This is a genomic window from Magnetococcales bacterium (assembly GCA_015231755.1).
Classification (GTDB): Bacteria; Pseudomonadota; Magnetococcia; order Magnetococcales; family Magnetaquicoccaceae; genus Magnetaquiglobus.
This window is the reverse complement of record JADGAZ010000002.1, coordinates 47,566-67,360: the sequence shown is the minus strand read 5'-3', so window position 1 is coordinate 67,360 and position 19,795 is coordinate 47,566. Positions and strand designations below refer to the sequence as shown.

At 61.5% G+C, this 19,795-nt stretch carries 19 protein-coding genes; 1 reads left to right on the top strand and 18 read right to left on the bottom strand.

Features of this window, described 5'->3' with window-relative positions; genetic code table 11:
* Positions 1-56: 56 nt before the first annotated feature.
* The gene (locus tag HQL98_01720; protein MBF0270779.1) at positions 57-1,949 is read left to right on the top strand and encodes a potassium transporter Kup; all 1,893 of its coding nucleotides are present in this window, start codon (positions 57-59) and stop codon (positions 1,947-1,949) included.
* Between the two features lie 254 nt (positions 1,950-2,203).
* On the opposite strand, the gene waaC is transcribed toward HQL98_01720, so the two are convergent.
* From waaC to neuC, 18 genes are all read right to left on the bottom strand, one after another.
* On the bottom strand, positions 2,204-3,226 hold the full coding sequence (gene waaC, locus HQL98_01715) for a lipopolysaccharide heptosyltransferase I (GenBank protein MBF0270778.1): 1,023 nt from the start codon (positions 3,224-3,226) through the stop codon (positions 2,204-2,206).
* Positions 3,223-4,185, bottom strand: coding sequence for a hypothetical protein (locus tag HQL98_01710; GenBank protein MBF0270777.1), 963 nt, complete (start codon positions 4,183-4,185; stop codon positions 3,223-3,225). Before HQL98_01710 ends, waaC begins: the two co-directional genes overlap by 4 nt.
* A gap of 2 nt (positions 4,186-4,187) precedes the next feature.
* Positions 4,188-5,192, bottom strand: a complete 1,005-nt coding sequence (waaF, locus tag HQL98_01705) for a lipopolysaccharide heptosyltransferase II (protein MBF0270776.1) — start codon at positions 5,190-5,192, stop codon at positions 4,188-4,190.
* Complete coding sequence (rfaD, locus tag HQL98_01700; protein MBF0270775.1) at positions 5,189-6,142, bottom strand: ADP-glyceromanno-heptose 6-epimerase; 954 nt, start codon at positions 6,140-6,142, stop codon at positions 5,189-5,191. Before rfaD ends, waaF begins: the two co-directional genes overlap by 4 nt.
* Positions 6,143-6,145: 3 nt before the next feature.
* The gene (rfaE1, locus tag HQL98_01695; GenBank protein ID MBF0270774.1) at positions 6,146-7,639 is read right to left on the bottom strand and encodes a D-glycero-beta-D-manno-heptose-7-phosphate kinase; all 1,494 of its coding nucleotides are present in this window, start codon (positions 7,637-7,639) and stop codon (positions 6,146-6,148) included.
* 51 nt (positions 7,640-7,690) lie between these two features.
* Positions 7,691-8,608, bottom strand: coding sequence for a hypothetical protein (locus HQL98_01690; GenBank protein MBF0270773.1), 918 nt, complete (start codon positions 8,606-8,608; stop codon positions 7,691-7,693).
* A gap of 53 nt (positions 8,609-8,661) precedes the next feature.
* Entirely contained in the window at positions 8,662-9,579 is a 918-nt protein-coding gene (locus HQL98_01685; protein MBF0270772.1) for a sugar nucleotide-binding protein, read from the bottom strand.
* Positions 9,580-9,582: 3 nt separating this feature from the next.
* Positions 9,583-10,245, bottom strand: a complete 663-nt coding sequence (locus HQL98_01680; protein ID MBF0270771.1) for a methyltransferase domain-containing protein — start codon at positions 10,243-10,245, stop codon at positions 9,583-9,585.
* A 49-nt stretch (positions 10,246-10,294) separates the two neighbouring features.
* The gene (locus tag HQL98_01675; protein MBF0270770.1) at positions 10,295-11,359 is read right to left on the bottom strand and encodes a radical SAM protein; all 1,065 of its coding nucleotides are present in this window, start codon (positions 11,357-11,359) and stop codon (positions 10,295-10,297) included.
* Entirely contained in the window at positions 11,356-12,300 is a 945-nt protein-coding gene (locus tag HQL98_01670; protein ID MBF0270769.1) for a transketolase, read from the bottom strand. The genes HQL98_01675 and HQL98_01670 overlap by 4 nt, the downstream gene beginning before the upstream one ends.
* Before the next feature lies 1 nt (position 12,301).
* Positions 12,302-13,102 carry a transketolase gene (locus HQL98_01665; protein MBF0270768.1) on the bottom strand — a complete coding sequence of 267 codons (801 nt, stop codon included), beginning with the start codon at positions 13,100-13,102 and terminating at the stop codon, positions 12,302-12,304.
* A gap of 46 nt (positions 13,103-13,148) precedes the next feature.
* A complete protein-coding gene (locus HQL98_01660) occupies positions 13,149-14,171 on the bottom strand; it encodes an aminoglycoside phosphotransferase family protein (protein MBF0270767.1) in 1,023 nt (340 codons plus the stop codon).
* Positions 14,168-14,797, bottom strand: a complete 630-nt coding sequence (locus HQL98_01655) for a hypothetical protein (GenBank protein ID MBF0270766.1) — start codon at positions 14,795-14,797, stop codon at positions 14,168-14,170. The genes HQL98_01660 and HQL98_01655 overlap by 4 nt, the downstream gene beginning before the upstream one ends.
* 124 nt (positions 14,798-14,921) lie before the next feature.
* Entirely contained in the window at positions 14,922-15,596 is a 675-nt protein-coding gene (locus HQL98_01650) for a hypothetical protein (protein ID MBF0270765.1), read from the bottom strand.
* A gap of 21 nt (positions 15,597-15,617) precedes the next feature.
* Entirely contained in the window at positions 15,618-16,670 is a 1,053-nt protein-coding gene (locus HQL98_01645; GenBank protein ID MBF0270764.1) for a radical SAM protein, read from the bottom strand.
* A gap of 125 nt (positions 16,671-16,795) precedes the next feature.
* The gene (locus tag HQL98_01640) at positions 16,796-17,491 is read right to left on the bottom strand and encodes an acylneuraminate cytidylyltransferase family protein (GenBank protein MBF0270763.1); all 696 of its coding nucleotides are present in this window, start codon (positions 17,489-17,491) and stop codon (positions 16,796-16,798) included.
* Positions 17,488-18,594 (bottom strand): N-acetylneuraminate synthase, encoded by a 1,107-nt coding sequence (neuB, locus tag HQL98_01635; protein ID MBF0270762.1) that lies wholly within the window; start codon positions 18,592-18,594, stop codon positions 17,488-17,490. Before neuB ends, HQL98_01640 begins: the two co-directional genes overlap by 4 nt.
* Positions 18,591-19,775: a UDP-N-acetylglucosamine 2-epimerase (hydrolyzing) gene (gene neuC / locus HQL98_01630; GenBank protein MBF0270761.1), complete on the bottom strand. Its 1,185-nt coding sequence runs from the start codon at positions 19,773-19,775 to the stop codon at positions 18,591-18,593. Before neuC ends, neuB begins: the two co-directional genes overlap by 4 nt.
* Positions 19,776-19,795 lie beyond the last annotated feature (20 nt).

Sequence of the window (19,795 nt, the reverse complement as noted above, 5' to 3'; positions counted from 1 at the left end):
GCGAAACATGAGATCAAAAAATATTCGCAACTCTCTCAAAGGTTAATGAGGATTCCATGGATCAATCTCACGAACAAGACAGAAAGAAGCGACTCGACGTTCTCATCCTTGGGACGATGGGGGTGGTTTTTGGAGATATTGGCACCAGTCCTTTATATTCCATCAAAGAGTCCGTCAGCGCAGGTCACGCCACATCTCCCGCTCACATCTTTGGTGTAATATCACTTGTGATTATTTCGCTTATTATCGTTATTACGCTAAAATATATATTTTTTATTATGCAAGCTGACAATAAAGGTGAGGGTGGCGTCATGGCCTTGGTAGCATTGGCCCAAAGAAGCCTTGGAAACAATCCGCGAGGGAAGAAACTCGTGCTGCTGTTGGGCATGTGCGGAGTTTCACTCTTTTTTGGAGACGGCATCATCACTCCGGCGATTTCAGTACTCAGCGCCATCGAAGGCCTGGAGGTGGCCACTCCCTTCTTCAAACCCTATATTCTTCCTTTGACCCTGGTCGTACTCATCGTCCTGTTTGCCATACAGAAACGGGGAACAGAATCAGTGGGCCGATATTTTGGTCCGGTCATGTTCTTGTGGTTTGGGGTTCTCGCAACTCTGGGGGCGATTGAAGTTTTGAAACACCCAGAAATTCTCATGGCGATCAGCCCCTGGCATGGCATCCGGTTCATCATGGACAACCCCACAACTGGTTTTATCGTTTTGGGGTCTGTGTTTCTCTGCGTGACCGGTGGCGAGGCCTTGTATGCGGATATGGGCCATTTCGGTTCACGCCCGATTCGTATTTCCTGGATTTTTATTGTCTTCCCATCCCTGCTCCTCAATTATCTCGGTCAGGGAGCACTTTTGTTGCACAATCCTGAAGCGGCCAGCAATCCTTTCTATCTGCTGGTTCCCTCCTGGCTGCTTTATCCCATGGTCGCATTATCCACCGCAGCCACGGTTATCGCCTCTCAGGCGGTCATTTCCGGGGTTTTTTCCGCTACCCGCCAAGCCGTGCAACTGGGTTTGTTGCCCCGAATGGAGGTGATCCATACTTCCATCCATGAAATGGGTCAGATCTATGTGCCTTTTTTGAACTGGAGTCTGATGACCGGTGTCGTCTTGGTGGTACTCTCCTTCAAATCCTCTGACAATCTAGCTTCCGCCTATGGTATCGCCGTCACCGGGGCCATGCTCGTGGACACCATCCTGGCCTTTGGGGTCGTCCTCAGCACCATTCATCGCTGGAACAGGCTGGTCAAATTCAGCCTCCTGACCATTTTCATTGCCTTTGATCTGACCTTCTTTTTGGCCAATGTCATCAAGATTCCCACTGGTGGATGGTTTCCGCTGGTGCTGGGTTTTTCGATCTTCTTCATTATGACCACCTGGAGGTTGGGAGGGGAACAGGCTTCGCAGGCTTGGCATCAAGACACCATTCCTTTAGAACTTTTCCTGGGCCAGTTCACCAACAATCCCCTCATCAGCAGAACACCGGGAACGGCCATTTTTTTTACCGCCGATCCGTACAATGCCCCCCGTGCCCTTATGCAAAATATTTCGTGCAATTGTGTGGTGCATGATCGGGTCATCATTTTAACCACCCGCACCAAGGATGTCCCCTATGTGGAAGATCACGAACGGCTGAATGTGGAACTGATTCAAGATAGCGTTTATCGTATTTTTCTGGATTACGGCTATCAAGAGGTTCCGGACATTCCTGCAGCGCTACAACTCTGTCAAATCCGCATCAACGGATTTGATGCGGATGAGACGTATTACTTCTTGGGAAGAGTGGTGTTTGTCTTCCAGGAAAATAAGACAAGAACACTCTCCTCCTGGCGCACCAAGTTCTGGATTGTCATGCAACACAATGCGGGCAGCATTGCCGCCTATTTGAATATTCCTCTGGATAAGGTCATCGAACTTGGGGTGCGCATTCCAATCTGACGCGTATGTCAGGATTAGCGGTCCGCCCCAGACTCATAAGAGATACGCCGCAGACCGGACAGAAGAATCTTATCCCGTTGGGTGAACCCATTGTCTTGCTTTGGGATTCCTGGAAATTGAAAACTTGGAATTGTATGGTTATGTCATTTTAAAGCATAATATTGGAATTGCTATGTAAAAAATTATCAATAAATAAACTATAGTTAAAACCCTGGGGGAGGAATCCCCCAGACCTCTTCTTTTTCTTCAAAAGTTTACATGCCAAGCTGCTCTGTGACGGTTTGCCACACCTGTTGCGGGGTCAAGGCGCGCATGCAGCCGTTTGGTTGCCCTTTGAGCGGGCAGACCCGTTGACGACAGGGAGCCAGGGGACAGGGACCGCACAGCCGGGTCACGTGACGCCCCACGATGCCGATCCGCTCCGTGGGGGTGGGGCCGTAGAGGCCGATGGTGGGGGTGGACAGGGCCGCCGCCAGATGGGCCGGGCCGGTATCCGTGGCCACCACAGCCCGGGCGCCGGCCAGTCGGGCCGCCAATTGTGCCAGGGTCAAAGGCGGCAGCAACCGACAGGCGGAAGGGGCCGCCTGGGCGATCTCTGCGGCCCGCTGGCGTTCCGTCGTGTTGCCCCAGGGCAGCGCCACGCCCATGCCCGCTTGACTGGCCAGTCGGGCCAGCTCCTGCCAGTGGGTCACGGGCCACAGCTTGGAGACCCAGGTGGTTCCGTGCAAAAAAATCAGAGTGGACCCCTCCGCCTGATTGGCGTCAGTGGCGAAGCGTGCCGCCTCCAACCCGAAATCCGCCGGCCCCTGGGGCTGCGGCAGCTCCAGGGCGGCGGCGAACAGGCGTCTCAACCGCTCCGTGGCGTGCAGCTCCACCGGCACCGTGTGGGTCCGCTGGTACAAGAGCGTGGCCCATGGCTCGCGGGCCGAGGCCCGATCCAGTCCATGGAGGGTGCCGTGGGCCATGCGGGCCATCACCGCGCTTTTGATCAATCCCTGGGCGTCCAGAATGGTTTCAAAAGGTTGATCCCGCAGGGCGCGCCAAAAGGCTTCCGGCTCCCCGGAGCGCATGGCCTGCCACACGCCGCCCCGCCAGCGTCGCCACGCCACGGGAATCACCCGTTCCACCTGGGGCGACCAGGTGGGAATCTGGGCGAAGGCCTCTTCCACCACCCAGTGGACCCGGATCTCCGGGCGATGGCGTCGCAGGTCGTTGAGGGCCGGCAGGGTGTGCAGCACATCCCCGAAGGAGGAGGTCTTGACCAAAAGCAGTTTCATCGCGGACTTTGCAACAACCGCATGACCCGTGGCGACGGGGTCGCCGGAGCGGGATTGGCGTGGATCGCCTCTTCGGGTCGCCACAAGGTTCCGTCGGGACGGGCGCGCCAGCGGGCGTGCAGCCAGTTGTATTGTTCGGCGTATTCGTGGACCCAGGCGGTGAAGGCGGTGTTGATCCGGGTGGTGAGGGTCTGGATTTGGGCCTCTCCGGAGCCGGCGCTGTGGGGATCGATGGCTTGACCCACCCGGAAGATGGCCTGACCCATCCCATGGCGGGTGGCGATGATGGGCACCAAAGGCATGTTGAATTTTAAGGCGAGCCGGGCCGGTCCCGGCGGACACTGGGCCTCGACCCCCAGAAACGGCGCGGTGACGCCGCCATCCCGGGTGTTGATGTCGGTCATGAACCCCAATACCTTGCGTTCCTGGCAGGCCCGGACGATCTCCCGGGTGTTTTGCCGGGAGATCCACTCCACGCCGTAGCTGGCGCGCATCTTCATGAAGCTTTGTTCGCTCAAGGGGTTGTTGGCGTGCCGGTAGAGAATGGCCGCTGGTGCCGCATGTCCTCCCAGCCGTTTCAGACCCGGTTCCCAGCAGCCCACATGCACCCCCACCACGATCACCCCGCGGCCTTGCTCGCGGGCCGCGTGCAGCCGTTCCACCCCTTCGTCTCGGAAGGAGATTTCGTGTACCCGGATCGCCTCCATATGGCTGTAGAAGATGTTTTCAAAGGCGAGCATGGCCAGTCGTTCCCGCTGCTCCGGGGTGAGGGCGTTCCCGTAGACCATGGCCAGATTGGCGTTGGTCCAGGCCCATTCCGAATGCAGCAGGCGTCGGGCCAGCCGGGAAAGTCCCCTGGCCTTGCGGTAGGCGGCGCTTAAGTCTCCCTGGCGGATCAGGGCCAGCAGACCTTCGAGCAGCAGCCATTCGACGCGGTGACGGAAGCGGGGACGGGACATGGTTACAAGGCCTCCAGGATCATCCGGGGCGTGATCTCTTCCAGGCAGCGGGCCTTGGGGCCGTCGGGGCAGTGGCGTTTGAAGCAGGGGGCGCAGGGCAGACCCAGGGAGACCACCCGCAACCGTCCCCCCAGAGGCGGGGTATGGCCCGGATCCGAAGAGCCGAAAATGGCCACGCCGGGACGATCCAGAGCGGCGGCCACATGCATGAGTCCGGAGTCGTTGGTCACCACCGCCTCTGCCAGGGCCAGCAGATCCACGGCCTGCTCCAGGGGGATTTTCCCCGCCAGATTGAGGGCGTGGGGGCCGAGTCCGGCGAGGATTTCATCCCCCAGGGTTTGTTCCTTGCCCGAGCCCAGCACCACCACCCGCCATCCTTCCCGGATGCGGGTCTGGGCCAGGGCGGCGAAGTGGCCCGCAGGCCAGCGTTTGGCCGGACCGTATTCGGCGCCGGGGCACAAAGCCAGCAGCGGTCCCTGGCCCGAGGGGTCGTATTGTTGAAGGAGGGCGGCTCCGGCTTGCGGTGTCGCCACCAGGGCGGGCAGGGGGATGGAGTCGGGAAAGGGGGTGCCCGACGGCAGTCCCAGGGCCACGAAGCGGTCCACGGTGCGTTTCAGTTTGGTTTTGTCCAACGGGCGGATGTCGTTGAGCAGCCCCCAGCGCCACTCCCCCAAAAAACCGGTGCGCACCGGAATGGCGGCAAACCAGGGCAGCAGCGCGGACTTGAGGGAGTTGGGCAGCAAAATGGCCTGCCGGTAGCGTCCCCGCAGGCTTTTGCCCAGTCGGAAGCGGGTGCCCAGGGCCAACTCCCCGTGTCCGGCGGGCAGGGGAATGCCCTGGCGGATTTCCGGCATGCGGCTGACCAGGGGCAGGGTCCAGGCCGGGGCCAGCAGATCGATGGGGGTTTGGGGGTGATGTTGTTGCAGGGTTTTGAACAGCGCCTGCGCCATCACCATGTCCCCCACCCAGGAGGGACCGATCACCAGGATCGCCCCGTCGGAATTCATGGGGTGGCGCTCGCCTTGGCGCGCACGAAGGTCTGGATGCCTTCTTCCAAAGAGTCGAAGGGGGCGTCGTAACCCACGGCCCGCAGGTGGGTGATGTCGGCTTCGGTAAAGTTTTGATATTTGGTTTTCAGCACGTCGGGCATCGGCACGTATTCGATGCGGCCTTGTCCCAGGGTGTCGATCAGACTCCGGGCCACGTCGTTGAAGCTGCGGCTTTTGCCCGTGCCCACATTGAAGATTCCCTGGATGTTGCCGCTGTCCGCCAGAAACAGATTCACCTTGACCGCGTCGGCCACATGCACGAAGTCCCGTCGTTGTTCCCCGTCCCCATAGCCGCCGCTGCCGGTGAACAGCTTGACCACGCCGTGGGTCAGGAGTTGATGGTGCATCTGGTGGATCATGGAGGCCATGCGTCCCTTGTGGTCTTCCCGGGGGCCGTAGACGTTGAAATAACGCAATCCGGCCACGGCCGTGGTGGTCCGGGGGATCAGCCGTTGCACATAGCGGTCGAACAGCAGTTTGGAGTAGCCGTAGACATTGAGGGGTTTTTCGTTGTCCGGGTGTTCGGCGAAGGTGACGGAGGCTCCGTAGGTGGCGGCGCTGGAGGCGTAGATGAAGGGGGTGTTCTGTTCCAGGGCGAAATGGAACAGCTCTTTGGAATAGGTGAAATTGTTGTCCATCATGTAGCGACCGTCGTACTCCATGGTGTCGGAGCAGGCCCCCTGATGGAAAATGGCCCGCACCCGGGCGTTGCGGAACCGTCCGGCCCGCAGATGCTCGCGGAATTCGGTCAGATCCAGGTAGTCGGCGATCTCCAGATCCCGCAGATTCAGGAATTTGTCTCCCTGTTTCAGGTCATCGACCACCAAGATGTTGCTGTCGCCCCTGCGGTTGAGGGTGGCCACGATATTGGCGCCGATGAATCCCGCGCCTCCGGTCACGATATACATCTTTCAGGTCGCTCCCCTGCTGGATTGAATGTGATGCAAAATGGTGCTGCTGCTGCGTCCCGGCTCCAGAGGAATCAAGGCCACCCGTCCTCCCCAGGATTTGACCGCGTCCCCTCCCACCACCTGTTCTTCGGTGTAGTCCGCTCCCTTGGCGATCACGTCCGGACGCAGCAGATGGATCAGTTCCAATGGGGTGGGTTCGTCGAACAGCAAGATCATGTCCACCGAGGCCAAAGCCGCCAGCACCCGGGCCCGATCCTCCTGATAGATCACCGGACGGCTCGGGCCTTTGATGGCCTGGACCGAACGGTCGGTGTTCAACCCCACGATCAGGCGGTTGCCCAGGTTGCGGGCCTTTTCCAGATAGGTGACGTGTCCGGCGTGCAGCAGATCGAAACAGCCGTTGGTGAAGATGATCCGTTCTCCTTTCTGCCGCCACGCCTCGACCCGCGACAGGGCGATTTCCGGCAGACAGATCTTGTCGGCCTGGGCCAGGGCTTCGTGGGAGGAGAGGGCCGCCAGCAGTTCATCCCGATGGATGGGAGAGGTGCCCACCTTGCCCACCACCACCCCGGCGGCCAGATTGGCCAGATGCAAGGCGTCCAGCCGGGAAAAACCGGCGGTCATGCCCGCCGCCAGAACGGCGATCACCGCGTCTCCGGCGCCGGAGACATCGAACACCTCCCGGGCCGTGGCGGGAATCCGTACCGGAGGTCCATGGCCTTCCAGCAAGGCGATGCCCAGTTCGCTCAAGGTGACCGCCAGAAAATCGGCTTCGATGCGTTGACGCAACGTTTCTCCGGCGATCAGCAGGGGTTCCAGGTCGCCGATTCCCATGGGAATGGCTTCCGCCAGTTCCCGGCGGTTGGGGGTGAGGGTGGTGGCGCCCCGGTATTTGTCGTAATTCATCCCTTTGGGATCCACCAGCACCGGTACCTCGATGGAGCGGGCCGCCTGGATGATCGCCTGACAGACCGGTTCGGCCAGGGTGCCCTTGCCGTAGTCCGATAGAATCACCGCCTTGGGACGGGGTTCTTTGAGGAGTTGTTCCATGACGTGGGAGACGAAAGTGGTCCAGACCTCTTCGGCCACCGGATCGGTCTGTTCCAGATCCAGACGCAGCATCTGTTGCCGTCCGCCGATGATGCGGGTCTTGGCGATGGTGGGACGGTTGGGCAGGGCGTGGATCGCTTCGGTGGTGACTCCGGCCTGATGGAGCAGATTTTTCAGCAGGGCGCCGTCCGCGTCCTCTCCCACCCAGCCGCAGATGCGGGGGGTGAGCCCGAGATTGGCCAGATTGACCGCCACATGGGCCGCGCCTCCGCACCGGGAGGTCTCCCGGAGAATCTTGACCACCGGCACTGGCGCTTCGGGGGAGATGCGGGAGACCTCCCCCCAGATGTAGCGGTCCAGAATCAGATCACCGGCCACCAGCACGGATTGGCCATGAAAACCGGCATTCAGGGTCTGTTGTACGGTGGCGCGATCTTGAAACATGACCTGTGGGCCTTGTTGGTCGGGTGGATGGGAACGGGGTGGCATGGGGAATTACAGGACGATGCGTTTGCGGTGTTGCAAGGTGATGCGAATGAACCCGACCAGAATGCCCAGGAGTCCACCTCCAATGACACCGATCAGCGCGATCTGGGTCCGTTTGGGCCAGACGGGCCGTTCCGGCACCACCGCCGGATCCAGCACCTTGAAGGCGTATTCGGGACGGCCATTGGCCATCATGACTTTTTTGATCTGGTCTTCCAGCAGGGAGGCGATCACCTGCTTGAGTTCCACGATGGTGGTTTTGGCCAGTTCCTTGTTGAGATAATCCATGTTGCGTTTGGCGTCTTCGATGGCCAGCAGGCGCAGGTGGCGGTTGATCCGCTCCACCAGCAGATTGGCCCATTTGGAGGTCAGTTCCCGATCGGTCCATTCGATGGACAGGGTGATCAGTCCGGAGCGTTTCTCCTCGGTGATCTTGAGTACCTGTTTCTTGAACAGCACGATCCCCTTGAACACGCTCGGGGGCGGGGTTGAGGGCATCCAATCCTTTTTGGCCGCATCCCACTGCTCGTTGAACAGCACGGGCAGCAGATTTTCGTCCTGGATGAATTCGCCGATGAAGATCCGGGATTTGAGTTTGGCCAGGGCCGCATCCTTGGAGGTGCCTCCGGATCCCAGGCTTACCCCGGCCATGGCGGCCAAGCCACCCAGTTGCGCCAGGGCGCCTCCGCCTCTTCTTCCATCGTCACTGGAGGGTTCCAGCAGGATGTCGGACTGGTAGAGCCGGGGGGTAATCATGGCGTAGGTCACGGCGCAGGTGAGGGAGATCAGTGTCACCGCCAGCACCACCCATTTTTGTTCCATGAGTCTGCCGAACAGGTCATCCAGGGTCAACTGTTTCACCTCTTCGGGCTGTGCGGGCGCGGTCACGGCGGGAAGAGGGGGTGCGGATGGTCGGATGGGTGTCATGGTGTTGGGCCGCCGCGTGAATCGAGGATGAATGTGGATCCGTGGATTTTCGATCAGGCAGATTTACCGCATTGGCTCTCAAAAGGCAATCTCAAGCGTGCGATAAACGCATCCACCACCGCGTCCGGTGTCTGGGGGGCGATGCCGGTGGTCTGGATCCAGCGGGTGGAATTCAAGGAGATGTCCAAGGGCCAGCGCTCCCGGAATCCCAGATCGTTGATGCCGCACACCGTGTGGTCCGGAGCCGGAATGGAAGCGTCGGCCTTTCGCAGCCCCGCGGCGAACAGCCCGAACAGCCCGGCCATCGACACCGCCACCGGTCCCCCCAGATGCCAGGTGCCGCTTTGGCCGGATTGTGTGAGGGTGATCAGGCCTTCGACCACATCTGCCACATGCACCGGGGAGAAAATCCGGTCCGCGGCGCTGCGGATGGGTTCGCGGCGTTGGATGGCCTGCCACCAGTTGGCCAGCAGGGAGGATCCTTGCGGATCGCTGTCGTAGACCTTGGGCAGGCGGATCAGGGTGTGGGGCGCGTTGGTGGCGTGCAGGAATTGTTCGATGTGGTGTTTCTGGCGGCCATACTGGAGCAGGGGAGCCGGCGGGTCGGATTCGGCGTAATGGCCTTTGTGACCGTCGAACACCACGTCCGAGGAGGTGAACAGGGGATGAATGCCCAGCTTCAGACAGGCCCGGATCACGGATTGCACCGCGTCGCGGTTGATGGGGTCCGTGCCGGCGGGGTCTTTCGAGCAGGCATCCACCCGGGTGGCCCCCATCAGGAGAATGGCGGTGGAAAAAGGACCATGGGCGGTCAGCCAGCTTTCGGGCTGGGTGGTGAGCGGATCGAAGGCCACGCTGCCGGGAAACGGGTGGGTGTGATGGGTGGCCACGGCCCGGTCTCTGCCCAGCCGGGCGAACAGTTGGCGTCCGATGTAACCCGAACCGCCGACAATCAGAATCTTTTTGGACATGATCTACTCGAAATAGATGAATTCGGCGTCGCCGTCATAACCGCACCGGTCGAACCACCATTGCCACTCTTCCGGGGTGAAGAAGCTTTCGCAGGTCAATTGCCAGTAGAGCAGATTGGCCTTTTCCCGTTCGTTGCGGTAGGACTCCACCACGATCAGCTTGTGTCCCTTGCCCACCCGCTGCATCTCCCGCAGGGATTGATCGAGCTGGGGGGCGTAGAGATTGTGCAAGGTGGTGATGGAGTAGACCAGATCGAAGCTGTGATCCGCATAGGGCAGGGCCGTGGCGTTGCCCAGGGTCAGATGGGGTTTGAGTTCCGGCTTGGCGTGTGTGAGGGCGTAGGACGAGAGATCCAGCCCGGCCACGGTGATGCCGGGCACGGCGCGGGTGAATTCATACAACAGATAACCCTTGCCGCATCCCACATCCAGCACCCGGCTTTCCGGGGTGAGGCCGTAGTGGGCGGCCATGCGTTGGGCCACCGGCAGCCAGCGGCCATCGTAGCGGTAGCCCCCATAGCCATATTGGCGGGGACCGTCCCAGTACTCCGCGCCCCACTGTTTGGCGATGGTGGCGCATGCGGCCTTGTCGTGTTCCACCACCCGCGCCACATAATCCCTTTGGGCGCGGGTGTGCAGCGGGGTGATGAAATTTTGAATGGCCACGGTTGACGTTGACGCTCCACAAGCTTTGGGGTTGATGACCCGTTTTTTGTTAGACGAACAACCCGTGCTCCGGGTCGATGGACAGATAATCCAGAATCGCCAGATTCTTGCCATGGGCCACGCAATGGTGGCCGCACTCTTGCGCGGGATTCAGGCCGAACAGCCGCTGGCGGTTCTCCTCGGAAAACCAGAAGTCGGTAAAGGTGCGTTCCCGGATGGAGCCGAGGCGTCCGCTGGCGCGGTAGGCCTTGTCCTGACAGGTGTAGACCTGACAATCCGCGCCGATCACCGTGAGAAACGACAAGAATGGACAGAAAGTATAGTCCTTGTCGAACCGCTCTTCCAGTTCATGGTAGTGGTTGATGATGGTGAAACGGTGGTCGTTCAGGGTCTGGGCCGCACGGATCCGCTCTTTGACCTGATGGGAGAAATCGGCGTGATAGCGGTTGTTGCCAGCGCCGTCGTTGGCCACCACCACGCCGGACAGCTTGACATGATTGGCTCCGGCCTCCTTGAGCAGGGCGCACACCTGGGGCAGATGGATATGGTTTTCTTCCGTGACGATGAAACTCACCCCCAGCACACAGCGGGTGTCTTGGGCCGTGAAGGCGGCGATGTTGTTCAGCAGTTGGGTGAAGGGATCCCCTTTGAGTCCCCGGGCCTTGGCGTAACTGGCGTCGTCCCAGCCGTCCATGGAGATGCGCACCCAGGTGGCGTGCCGGGCCAGGGCATCGGCCATGCGCCCCTTGAGATTGGCGCCGTTGGTGAGGGTGGCCACCCGGATGCCCCCGGCGGCCAGCCGTTCCACCACTTCGGGCAGTGGCTTGTAAAGCAGAGGTTCCCCCCCGCCGGAAAAGGTGATCGCCTTGACCCCCAGGGTGATGAACTCTTCCACCAGCGCGAACATTTTCTCCGGTGGAATGGTGTCGGATTCCACCATCTCCTCGCCTAAGGCGAGGTTGTCCACCTTGTAGGCGCAGTACCAGCAGTTGTGGTTGCAGCGGTTGGTGGGCTTGATGCGCAGATGGACCGGAGCCACCACACGCCGTTCCTTCACGGCGGCCAGATGTTCCTGGAAACGCAAGAATTTCAAACTGCTGTACAAGATGCTCATGGTTGACTCCTGGTCAGGGTGTCCAGGGTCAGGGCGACCCGTCGGGCGATGGCTTCCGGATCCAGGCCCAACGCCGCCAGATGGGCCTCTTGCGAGCCGTAGTGGTGGGGGAAAGAGTCCGGCAGTCCCAGCCGCAACAGGCGCGGACCGGGATAGGGTCCCTGATCCGCCAGCCGTTCCGCCACCGCCGACCCCAGACCGCCCACTAAGGAGTGTTCTTCCAGGGTGACCAGCAGGGGAAAGGTCCGGGCCGCGTTGAAGATCAGGGTGTCGTCCAGGGGCTTGACCGTGTGCAGATGCACCACGCCGCAGGAGATGTGGTGGTGTTCCAGGATCAAGGCGGCCTCCAAAGCCCGTTGCGCCATCACCCCGGTGGTGATCAGGAGCGCCTGGTCTCCCGGGCGCAAGGTGATCCCCTGGCCCAGGGTCACCGGCATCTCTTCCGGAAAGACCACCCGGTCCCCCCCCTTGGCCAGACGGATGTAGATCGGGCCGGGATGGTGCAGGGTCTGGGCCATGCAGGCGCGCATCTGGATGGCGTCGCAGGGGGCGAGTACGGTCATGTGGGGCTGGGCGCGCATCAAGGCCAGATCGTCTGTGGCCAGATGGGTCGGCCCCAAAGGGGCGTAGACCAGACCACCACCATTGCCGATCAGCCGCACCGGCAGATGGTGCAGGCATAAATCGATGGTGATCTGCTCCAGACAGCGCCGGGTGAGGAAACTGGCAATGGTGTTGACATAGGGAATGAACCCCTCCATGGCCAGTCCCGCCGCCATGCCGATCAGGTTTTGTTCGGCGATTCCCTCCATGAAAAACCGTTCCGGGAAGGCGTCCCGAAAGGCTTGCAGCGTGCCGACCCCCAGGTCGGACCCCAGAAAGATCACCCGTTCGTCTTGCTGCGCGAGCCGGAACACCGCGTCGAGAGAGCTTTTGCGCATCTTAGGGGGTCTCCAGTGCCTGCCGCATGGCGGAAAACAGCGCCGCGGGAATGCGGGATTTATGATGCCATTCCGGATTGTGTTCGGCTTCCGGAATGCCTTTGCCCTTGACCGTGTGGGCAATGATGGCCGTGGGCCGTCCGGGTTCGGGGGGCGTGGACAAGGTGGTGCGCAAGGCGGCGACATCGTGTCCATCCACCTCCCGGGTGGTGAAACCAAAGGCGCGCCATTTGTCGGTCAGGGGTTCCAGATCCAGCACCTCGCGCGTCGGGCCGTAGGATTGCATCTTGTTGTAATCCACCACGGCGGTCAGGGCGTCGAGCCGGTGTTTGGCCGCGGTCATGGCCGCCTCCCACACCGAGCCTTCGTTGATCTCCCCATCCCCCATGACCACCACCACCCGGTGGGAGCGTCCCTGCAACCGGGCCGCCAGCGCCTGACCCACGCCGATGGACAGACCATGTCCCAAAGAACCGGTGGAGGCCTCCACCCCCGGAATTTTGCCCCGTTCCGGATGTCCCCCCAAAAAGGAGTCGAAACGGCAGAAGGTGTCCAGGGCTTCCACGGGAAAGAATCCCTTGTCGGCCAGCAGGGCGTAAAGGGCCAGACAGCCGTGACCCTTGCTTAAAATGCAGCGGTCCCGCTCCGGCCACTGCGGCTGATCGGGACGGTAACGCAGAATGTCGTCGTAGAGCACCCGCAGGATTTCGATCAGGGAGAGGGCCGGGCCGGGATGGCCCCGACCGCCTTGTTCCATGGCCCGCAACACCAGCAGGCGCAACCGGCGGGAGCGTTCGTCCAGGAGAATGGGAGGATTGGAAAGGGGGGGGGTGGAATCACGCATTTTTCTAAAGAGGCTCCAAAGTGTCCAGCAGGGCCGTGGCCTTGGCCAGTTGACGGGCGCAGACCTGATCCGGGTCGGTTTCGCCCGTGGCCAGTGCCCGTCGTTCCCAGCCGTCCCGGGCGAATTCGTTCAACACGATCATGCACCAGCACAGCCCGATCAGGGGGCGGTAAAGGGTGTGGCGCCGGGCAAAGGTGTCATCCGCGCCGTACAGCCGTTGCATGCCCTCGGCAAAACGTGTGCCCAGGTTGGCATCCGACCGGGCACAATGCGTAGCAAGATTCATTCCCGGATGCATCTGAAAATCCCAGCTCAGCTTGACCGGATCGTCCCAGCCGAAATATTCAAAGTCCAGAAAGACAAGGCGTCCATCCGGCTGCCGCAGGGCGTTGTGAAACCCGAAATCCGACGGACTCAACAGCCGACAGGAGCGGGCTATCTCCGCTTCGGTCTTCAGGCCGTGGCGCTTAAAGGCCGTGACCGAGCGGTCGAGAATGCGGGTCCTGGCGGGCAGAAACCGCTGGCGTGTCCAGGCTGCCAGTTCGGGATGGGTGTTGGCGGCGGCTTGCAGGCGTGTGGTCCGTTCTTGCACCTGGCGCAGCAGCATCCCCGGAGACAGACATGCCCCGGAGGCCGGAGGAATGGCCTCGCTTCCCGGTGCTTTCCCCAGAGCTGCCAGAGCGGCGATGAACGCCAATGCCTGATCCAGGTCGTCGGTGGAGGGGGTCTGGATCCGCTCGCCGTCGATCCACTCCAGCACCGTGAGTCCGGATGCCTCCTCCCAGGCCACCAGACGGGGGGTGGGCAGATGGGGATGAGCGGTGAAAAAGGTGAGGGCGATGCGTTCGGTCTTCTGGCGGTCCCTCGGGTCTTCCGACTGGCGGGTGTGGTGTTTGAGCGCCAGGGTGCGGGTCGGGGTGGTGATGCGATACAGCCGGTTGTTGCCCCCCCGTCGGATCGGCTCCCAGGTCAACAGCGGCTCTTCGAGCAGTTTTTCCACCGCGACGCGGGGCAGTTCGGGGGTCATGGGGGGGATCCCAGCAGCGTGGCTTCGAGGGCGCTCCAGGAGGCGAAGACCGGATAGTCGAAGCCGTGACCATGGGCGCCGGTCGGATCCAGGAGCAGTCGGTTGGTCGCGGCGGGAAATCCCGGCTCGGCGAACAGTTCCGGCAGATCGTCGATGAAGTGATCACAGCGCAACTGGGCGATCCGTTGGGCTTTTTCGGCGCGGGTGTCGGCGAAATGCAGATGCTCCGGGTCCACGGCGAAGCGGTGGGGGTCGAAGAGTCCCTGACGGGTCATCCACGCCGTGGCCAGGATGCGCAGATCGTGGCATTGGGCTTCGTCGCGGCGGGCGAAACGGGTTTTGTGGCTGACGATGAAGATGGTCACGTGGCGCTCTTTGGCCCGTAGCAGAAACGATCCGGCCCCGGCCCGCAAGGGTGCGGTGTGCAACCGGGGACCATACAGGGCGGCTTGAAGATGCTGCCATTTGCTTTCGCCGTGGTCCAGAGCGCGTATGCGCTGGCGGATGGTGGTTTTGTCGGTGGGCAGCGGCGCGTCGGCGTCGAACCATCCCTGTTCCCGCACCAGCCGGGTCAGCAGGGTATCCATATCGGTCAGGGTGTTGTCGAAATCAATCCCGATGCGCACGTGGACCCTCTTTCCACCCGGATTATTCTTTAATATTGCAGGGGTCCGGGGACCGGTACGGTCCCCGGTAGGGGTTTTGGGACGAAGTCCCCAAGGTTTTGATTATAAAAAATCACGATAATATTCAAATAAAAGCCACATGTTCCGGCGGGTGCAGATGACGCCACAACACCCGGTTGATGCCGTGATGACGACAGGTGACGGGGCAGACCATCCGGGGATCCAGTTCCCAGCTCAGACGGGTACGCAGGGGCTGGGCCGCGGGCCACAGGGTGGAGAACGCCTCGTGATTCAAGTCGCCGCAGATCGATTCCGGTCCGGCGCCGGGATCCGAGCAGCTCCGCACCTTGGCGTCGGCGGTCACCAAGGCGATGAACGGCAGACCCAGGCAACGGGCATACTCCCGAGGTTCGGCAGTCGTCGGAGCGGGAATTCTCTCCCGGAACAGCACCCGGATGCCGGTGGGACGTTGTGACTCCTCCACCCGACGCCAGGGGTCCGAGGCGGTGAGCAGAGTCATGCGCAGGCCGAGTTCCCTCCCCAGGCGCAACGCCTCCAGGGTGTCGGGATGGTGCAACGGCTCTCCGGGTCCGGCGATCAGCACACTGCCGATCCCCATCGCTCCCAATTCCCGGACCAGATTCAAGAAGCGCTCTCCGGGCAGGAGTGGATCCTTCGGGTTGGGCGCAATCGGGTGGATCTCCACCAGGAGTGGCGCAAAGGGTTGATCCAGTTCCCACTGGCGCAGGGCGTCCAAATGGTGAAACAGGGTGAAGCCGTCCAGAGTCAAAGCGTCCATGGTGTGTGATTTCCGATTGTGTCAGACCAGATCCGGATGTTCCGGCGGATGGGAAAGCTTCCACAAGAAGCGGTTGATCTCGTGCAGGCGGCAATTGGGCATGCACACCGCGTCCAGATCCGGGATGGAGCAGACGTGTGCCTCCACTTGGCGCCGACCGGCCCCGCTCCACAAGCTGGCGAAAGAGGTGTCGTGGATGTTGCCGTAACAAAAAGCCGGATTGCCCAGATGGGGACCACAGGCATAAACATCCCCATTGGCCACGATCTCGGCAAAAAAGGGCAGGGCCTGACAGCGTTGGTACTCCCGGGGGGCTTGCCATTCCAACGCCCCCAGACGGACCGTGGCGTGAAAGTTCGCGTCGTTGAGTTGCAAAATGGTGAGCAGTTCTTCGATGGGCGGCGGGGTTTCCAGCGCGAAGGGGTTGTTGGGATGACGGTTGAACTGCTTGACGGCGAAATAGCTCACCCCGATGGCCTTCATGCGTTCGGCCAGGGCGATCACCGTAGCGGCGCTTTGTCCCAGATAGACAAACTGTACCCCGATGGTCACCGGCAGTCCCAGATCGCGCTTGACCTGGGCCGCATGGGTCAGGTTGTTCATCACCAGATCGAACTGTCGTGGCGATACCCGGTGATGGAGGGCGTAATCCTCCCGGGAGACCCCGTTGATGCTCCAGCGCACCCAGGAGAGCCAGGGCAGAATTCGATCCGCCACGGCGGGCAGCAGTCGCGCCCCGTTGGTGTTCAGCGCCTGCTCGAACCCCATGCCCCCGGCATGCACGATGATGTCGGGCAAGCCCTTGTGAATCAGCGGTTCCCCCTCGCCGGAATAAAACAGGGACTTGGTCCCCATGGCCGCCAACTCGTCGAGAATGACCCGGAAGCGGTCCATGTCCAGATAGGTGCCGTTGCGGTCCAGATATTCATAGGCGCAGAAGTCGCACCGGTGGTTGCACAGATTGGTGGGACTCACTTCCACCAGAATCGGCGGCACGAACCCGCCCTGTTTCCACGCCAGCAACTCCTTGACGTGAAAGGTGAGCTTGGTGCCATCCAGTTGCAGTTCCGCCATGGTTTGGGGTCTCTTGGATGCATGGGGGGTCGATGGGCGCCACGTGCGAGGTGGACTTGGTAAAAATGATGCAATTTCCGAGCCGTATTATTTTTCTTGCGTGCGTCGTGGTATTGGATGACTCCTCACCTGGTCTGCCGGGACAACCACCATGCCGCCATGTGGAGGTCCGCTTCCGAATCGATATCCAGGGAGCGTTCCGGGGGCATGATGCATGCCAGGGTTTGGGCGTCCACAAAGCGTCCGGAGTGGCGCAACCAGGTGGTATTGGCCACGTAGACCGCCCCGTTGAGCAGATAGACTGGCGGCAGGGCCTGACGGTTCGAGAGGGTGGCGTTGCCGGGCAGCACCGGTCGCATGGTTCCGGACGGGGCGACGTGAAACATCCAGTGGGGGCTTTTGTCCGCCTGGGTGACGGTGACGGCGCTTTGGGCGTTGTGTTCCACGCACAGCCGCAGACAGTCGGTGATGTCTTGCGGGGTGCGCAACGGCGAGGTGGGTTGTAGCCAGACCAGGAAATCATACCGCTCCGGTAACGTGGCGAGCAGATGCAAGGCCACGTCGATGGCCCGGGTCTCGTCTCCGGCCAGGGCCATGGGACGGGGAAAGGGCACCTCGCATCCCCACTGGCGGGCGGTGGCCATGATCTCTTCGTCTTCGGAAGAGAGGATCACACGGTCGAGCTGAGGACAGGCCAGGGCGGCTTCGATGGTCCAGGCCAACAGGGGTTTGCCTCCCAACGGTCGGATATTTTTGCGGATGACCCCCTTGGAGCCTCCTCTGGCCGGAATGACCGCCAGTACCGTCGCTTCTTGAATCATGGTGTTTCCTCCTCCTCCCGGTCGATCCCTTCATCCACGTGATAATCCCGTGTGGCGATTCGTCCCAGCCATTGCCAGTAGACCATGGGAGACAGTCCCGTGCCAGGGCGCTTGACCCCCAGATTGGTGGCAGTGAATCGTTCTCCCCGGCGGATCGGAACCAGGGCCACCAGACTTTTGCGGGCCACCGGACGGTTTTTCAGCTCCGCAGCCACCGGAATCTTGCGGCCATGACCCAGGGCCGACTCTACTATCCGGATGGCTTCAATCATGCGGGTCAGTTCTTCGGGTTCCAAAGAGGCTTGATGGTCCGGACCCGGCAAGGAGCGGTCCAGGGTGAAATGTTTTTCGATCACTTGCGCGCCCCGCGCCGCGGCGGCAATGGGAATGGTCATGCCCGGCGTATGGTCGGAATAGCCCACCGGCAGCCCAAAAGCGTGGCGCAGGGTGTCCATGGCTCGCAGGTTGACTTCGGCAAAGGGGGCCGGATATTCGGTGGTGCAGTGGAGCAGGGTGACCCGTTCGCTCAACACCTGCTGACCGGCTGAAGAGGCGAAAACGTGGGCGAATGCGGCCATGGACGGAGCCTCGGCAGGATGCAGCATGCCGAAGGCTAAGACCCCGAGGGCCGTTTCGATCTCCCCCAGGGTGGACATGCCGGTGGAAAGCAGCACCCGACAGCCGCTCGCCCCCACCTGAAGCAAAAACGGTCCGTTGGTCACCTCCCCGGAAGAGATTTTCAGGGTGTCGAGTTTCATCGGTCCCACCAGAAAATCCAGGCTGGTGGCGTCGAACGGGGTGGAGAGAAATCCGATCCCTCTTTTCAGACAGTGGGCCTGCAAGCGGATATGGCTGTGGTGATCCAGTTCCAGTTGTCGGATCATGGCCAGTTGGGAGGCGTCGGGATCGGTTCTTTGCCGTTGATACTCCGCCTTTGGCGCGTGACGGCTCACCAGTTCCTCGGCGCGAAAGGTCTGAAACTTGACCGCGTCCGCTCCCGCGTCGGCGGCGGCATCCACCAGTCGCAAGGCCAGATCCAGTTGGCCGTTGTGATTGACTCCGGCTTCGGCGATGACGGTGATGGGGGAGGGTGGGGTGGTCATGGTGTGGTGACGTGTCCGCATGGTGGGTGAAAAAATCCTTTCTTCAACAGCTCCCCCGGATGCGACAGATCCAGGCTTTCCAGAATGTCGGCCACGCGGGTCGCGGTGTGACCGTCGCCGTAGGGGTTGACCAGATCGGCCATGGATTCCCGAAACGCTTCCGACCGGGCCTGTTCCAGGGCGGCGCGGATCGCGGCGGGTTCGCAGGGACAGTCGATGACGTTGGCGGGTTTGATCCGTCCACCCTGCCGGTCGCCGATGTTGACCACTGGCAGCCGAAACGAGGCGGCCTCCAGAATGCCGCTCGACGAGTTGCCGATCATCACCCGGGCGTGACGCATGGCGCTTAAATAGCCCCGCTGCCCCAGGCTTTTGACCAGATGAAAGCGTTCGGGATGGGCGCGACAGTGATGCTCGATGGCCTGAAAGATCGCTTCGCCTCCGGCGTCGGCGTTGGGCATGGTGATCAGGGTGGTCAGATCCGTGGCGGCCAGGGCGGCCAGGATCGTTGTGACTTGTTGGCTTGCGGCGGTGTGATCGTCGAGGGTCACCGGGTGATAGGTCATCAACGCCACCGGGCGACGGGCGAAATCCACCCCCACATGGGCCGACAGGGCCTGGAGATCCATCGGCGGAGTCTGGAGGATCGCATCGATGCCCAAGGCGCCCACCACATGCACCCGGTCCGGATGCTCCCCCATGGACAGGATCACGCGGGCATACTCGGGCAGGGCGGGAAAATGGAAGGTCGCCATCTTGGTGATGGTGTGGCGGATGACATCATCGAGGGCGCCGAGGGTGGTCTCTCCACCATGCAGATGGGCGATGGGAATCTTGTGCAATACCGCCGCCATGCACACCGCCCAGAGTTCATACCGGTCGCCGAGCACCACCACCAGATCCGGCCTGTGTTGGCGGAAATGGTCCGAAAATCCCGCCAATCCCGTGGCCACGGCCTGACAGACGCCGTGTTCGGAGTCGTTTTCCGGATTCATGGCCATGGGGGTGACGGCGTGGCCATCGGCCTGGATCAAACGGATGGTCTCCCCTTGCGCCACAGAAAGATGGCCGCCCGTGGCCACGAGCTGCACGGCGCATCTCCTGCGGCGCGTGAGTTCCCGGATCAAAGGTTCGAGCAGACCATAATCGGCCCGGCCCGTGGTGACGAGGGTGATGTGCAAGGGGGAGGCTCCTTTACCAA

Excerpts from the sequence above, each read along its gene's own strand:
- HQL98_01720 (MBF0270779.1), top strand. The coding sequence starts at position 57 with ATGGATCAATCTCACGAACAAGACAGAAAGAAGCGACTCGACGTTCTC.
- waaC (MBF0270778.1), bottom strand. The coding sequence starts at position 3,226 with ATGAAACTGCTTTTGGTCAAGACCTCCTCCTTCGGGGATGTGCTGCAC.
- HQL98_01710 (MBF0270777.1), bottom strand. The coding sequence starts at position 4,185 with ATGTCCCGTCCCCGCTTCCGTCACCGCGTCGAATGGCTGCTGCTCGAA.
- waaF (MBF0270776.1), bottom strand. The coding sequence starts at position 5,192 with ATGAATTCCGACGGGGCGATCCTGGTGATCGGTCCCTCCTGGGTGGGG.
- rfaD (MBF0270775.1), bottom strand. The coding sequence starts at position 6,142 with ATGTATATCGTGACCGGAGGCGCGGGATTCATCGGCGCCAATATCGTG.
- rfaE1 (MBF0270774.1), bottom strand. The coding sequence starts at position 7,639 with ATGTTTCAAGATCGCGCCACCGTACAACAGACCCTGAATGCCGGTTTT.
- HQL98_01690 (MBF0270773.1), bottom strand. The coding sequence starts at position 8,608 with ATGACACCCATCCGACCATCCGCACCCCCTCTTCCCGCCGTGACCGCG.
- HQL98_01685 (MBF0270772.1), bottom strand. The coding sequence starts at position 9,579 with ATGTCCAAAAAGATTCTGATTGTCGGCGGTTCGGGTTACATCGGACGC.
- HQL98_01675 (MBF0270770.1), bottom strand. The coding sequence starts at position 11,359 with ATGAGCATCTTGTACAGCAGTTTGAAATTCTTGCGTTTCCAGGAACAT.
- HQL98_01670 (MBF0270769.1), bottom strand. The coding sequence starts at position 12,300 with ATGCGCAAAAGCTCTCTCGACGCGGTGTTCCGGCTCGCGCAGCAAGAC.
- HQL98_01660 (MBF0270767.1), bottom strand. The coding sequence starts at position 14,171 with ATGACCCCCGAACTGCCCCGCGTCGCGGTGGAAAAACTGCTCGAAGAG.
- HQL98_01650 (MBF0270765.1), bottom strand. The coding sequence starts at position 15,596 with ATGGACGCTTTGACTCTGGACGGCTTCACCCTGTTTCACCATTTGGAC.
- HQL98_01645 (MBF0270764.1), bottom strand. The coding sequence starts at position 16,670 with ATGGCGGAACTGCAACTGGATGGCACCAAGCTCACCTTTCACGTCAAG.
- HQL98_01640 (MBF0270763.1), bottom strand. The coding sequence starts at position 17,491 with ATGATTCAAGAAGCGACGGTACTGGCGGTCATTCCGGCCAGAGGAGGC.
- neuB (MBF0270762.1), bottom strand. The coding sequence starts at position 18,594 with ATGACCACCCCACCCTCCCCCATCACCGTCATCGCCGAAGCCGGAGTC.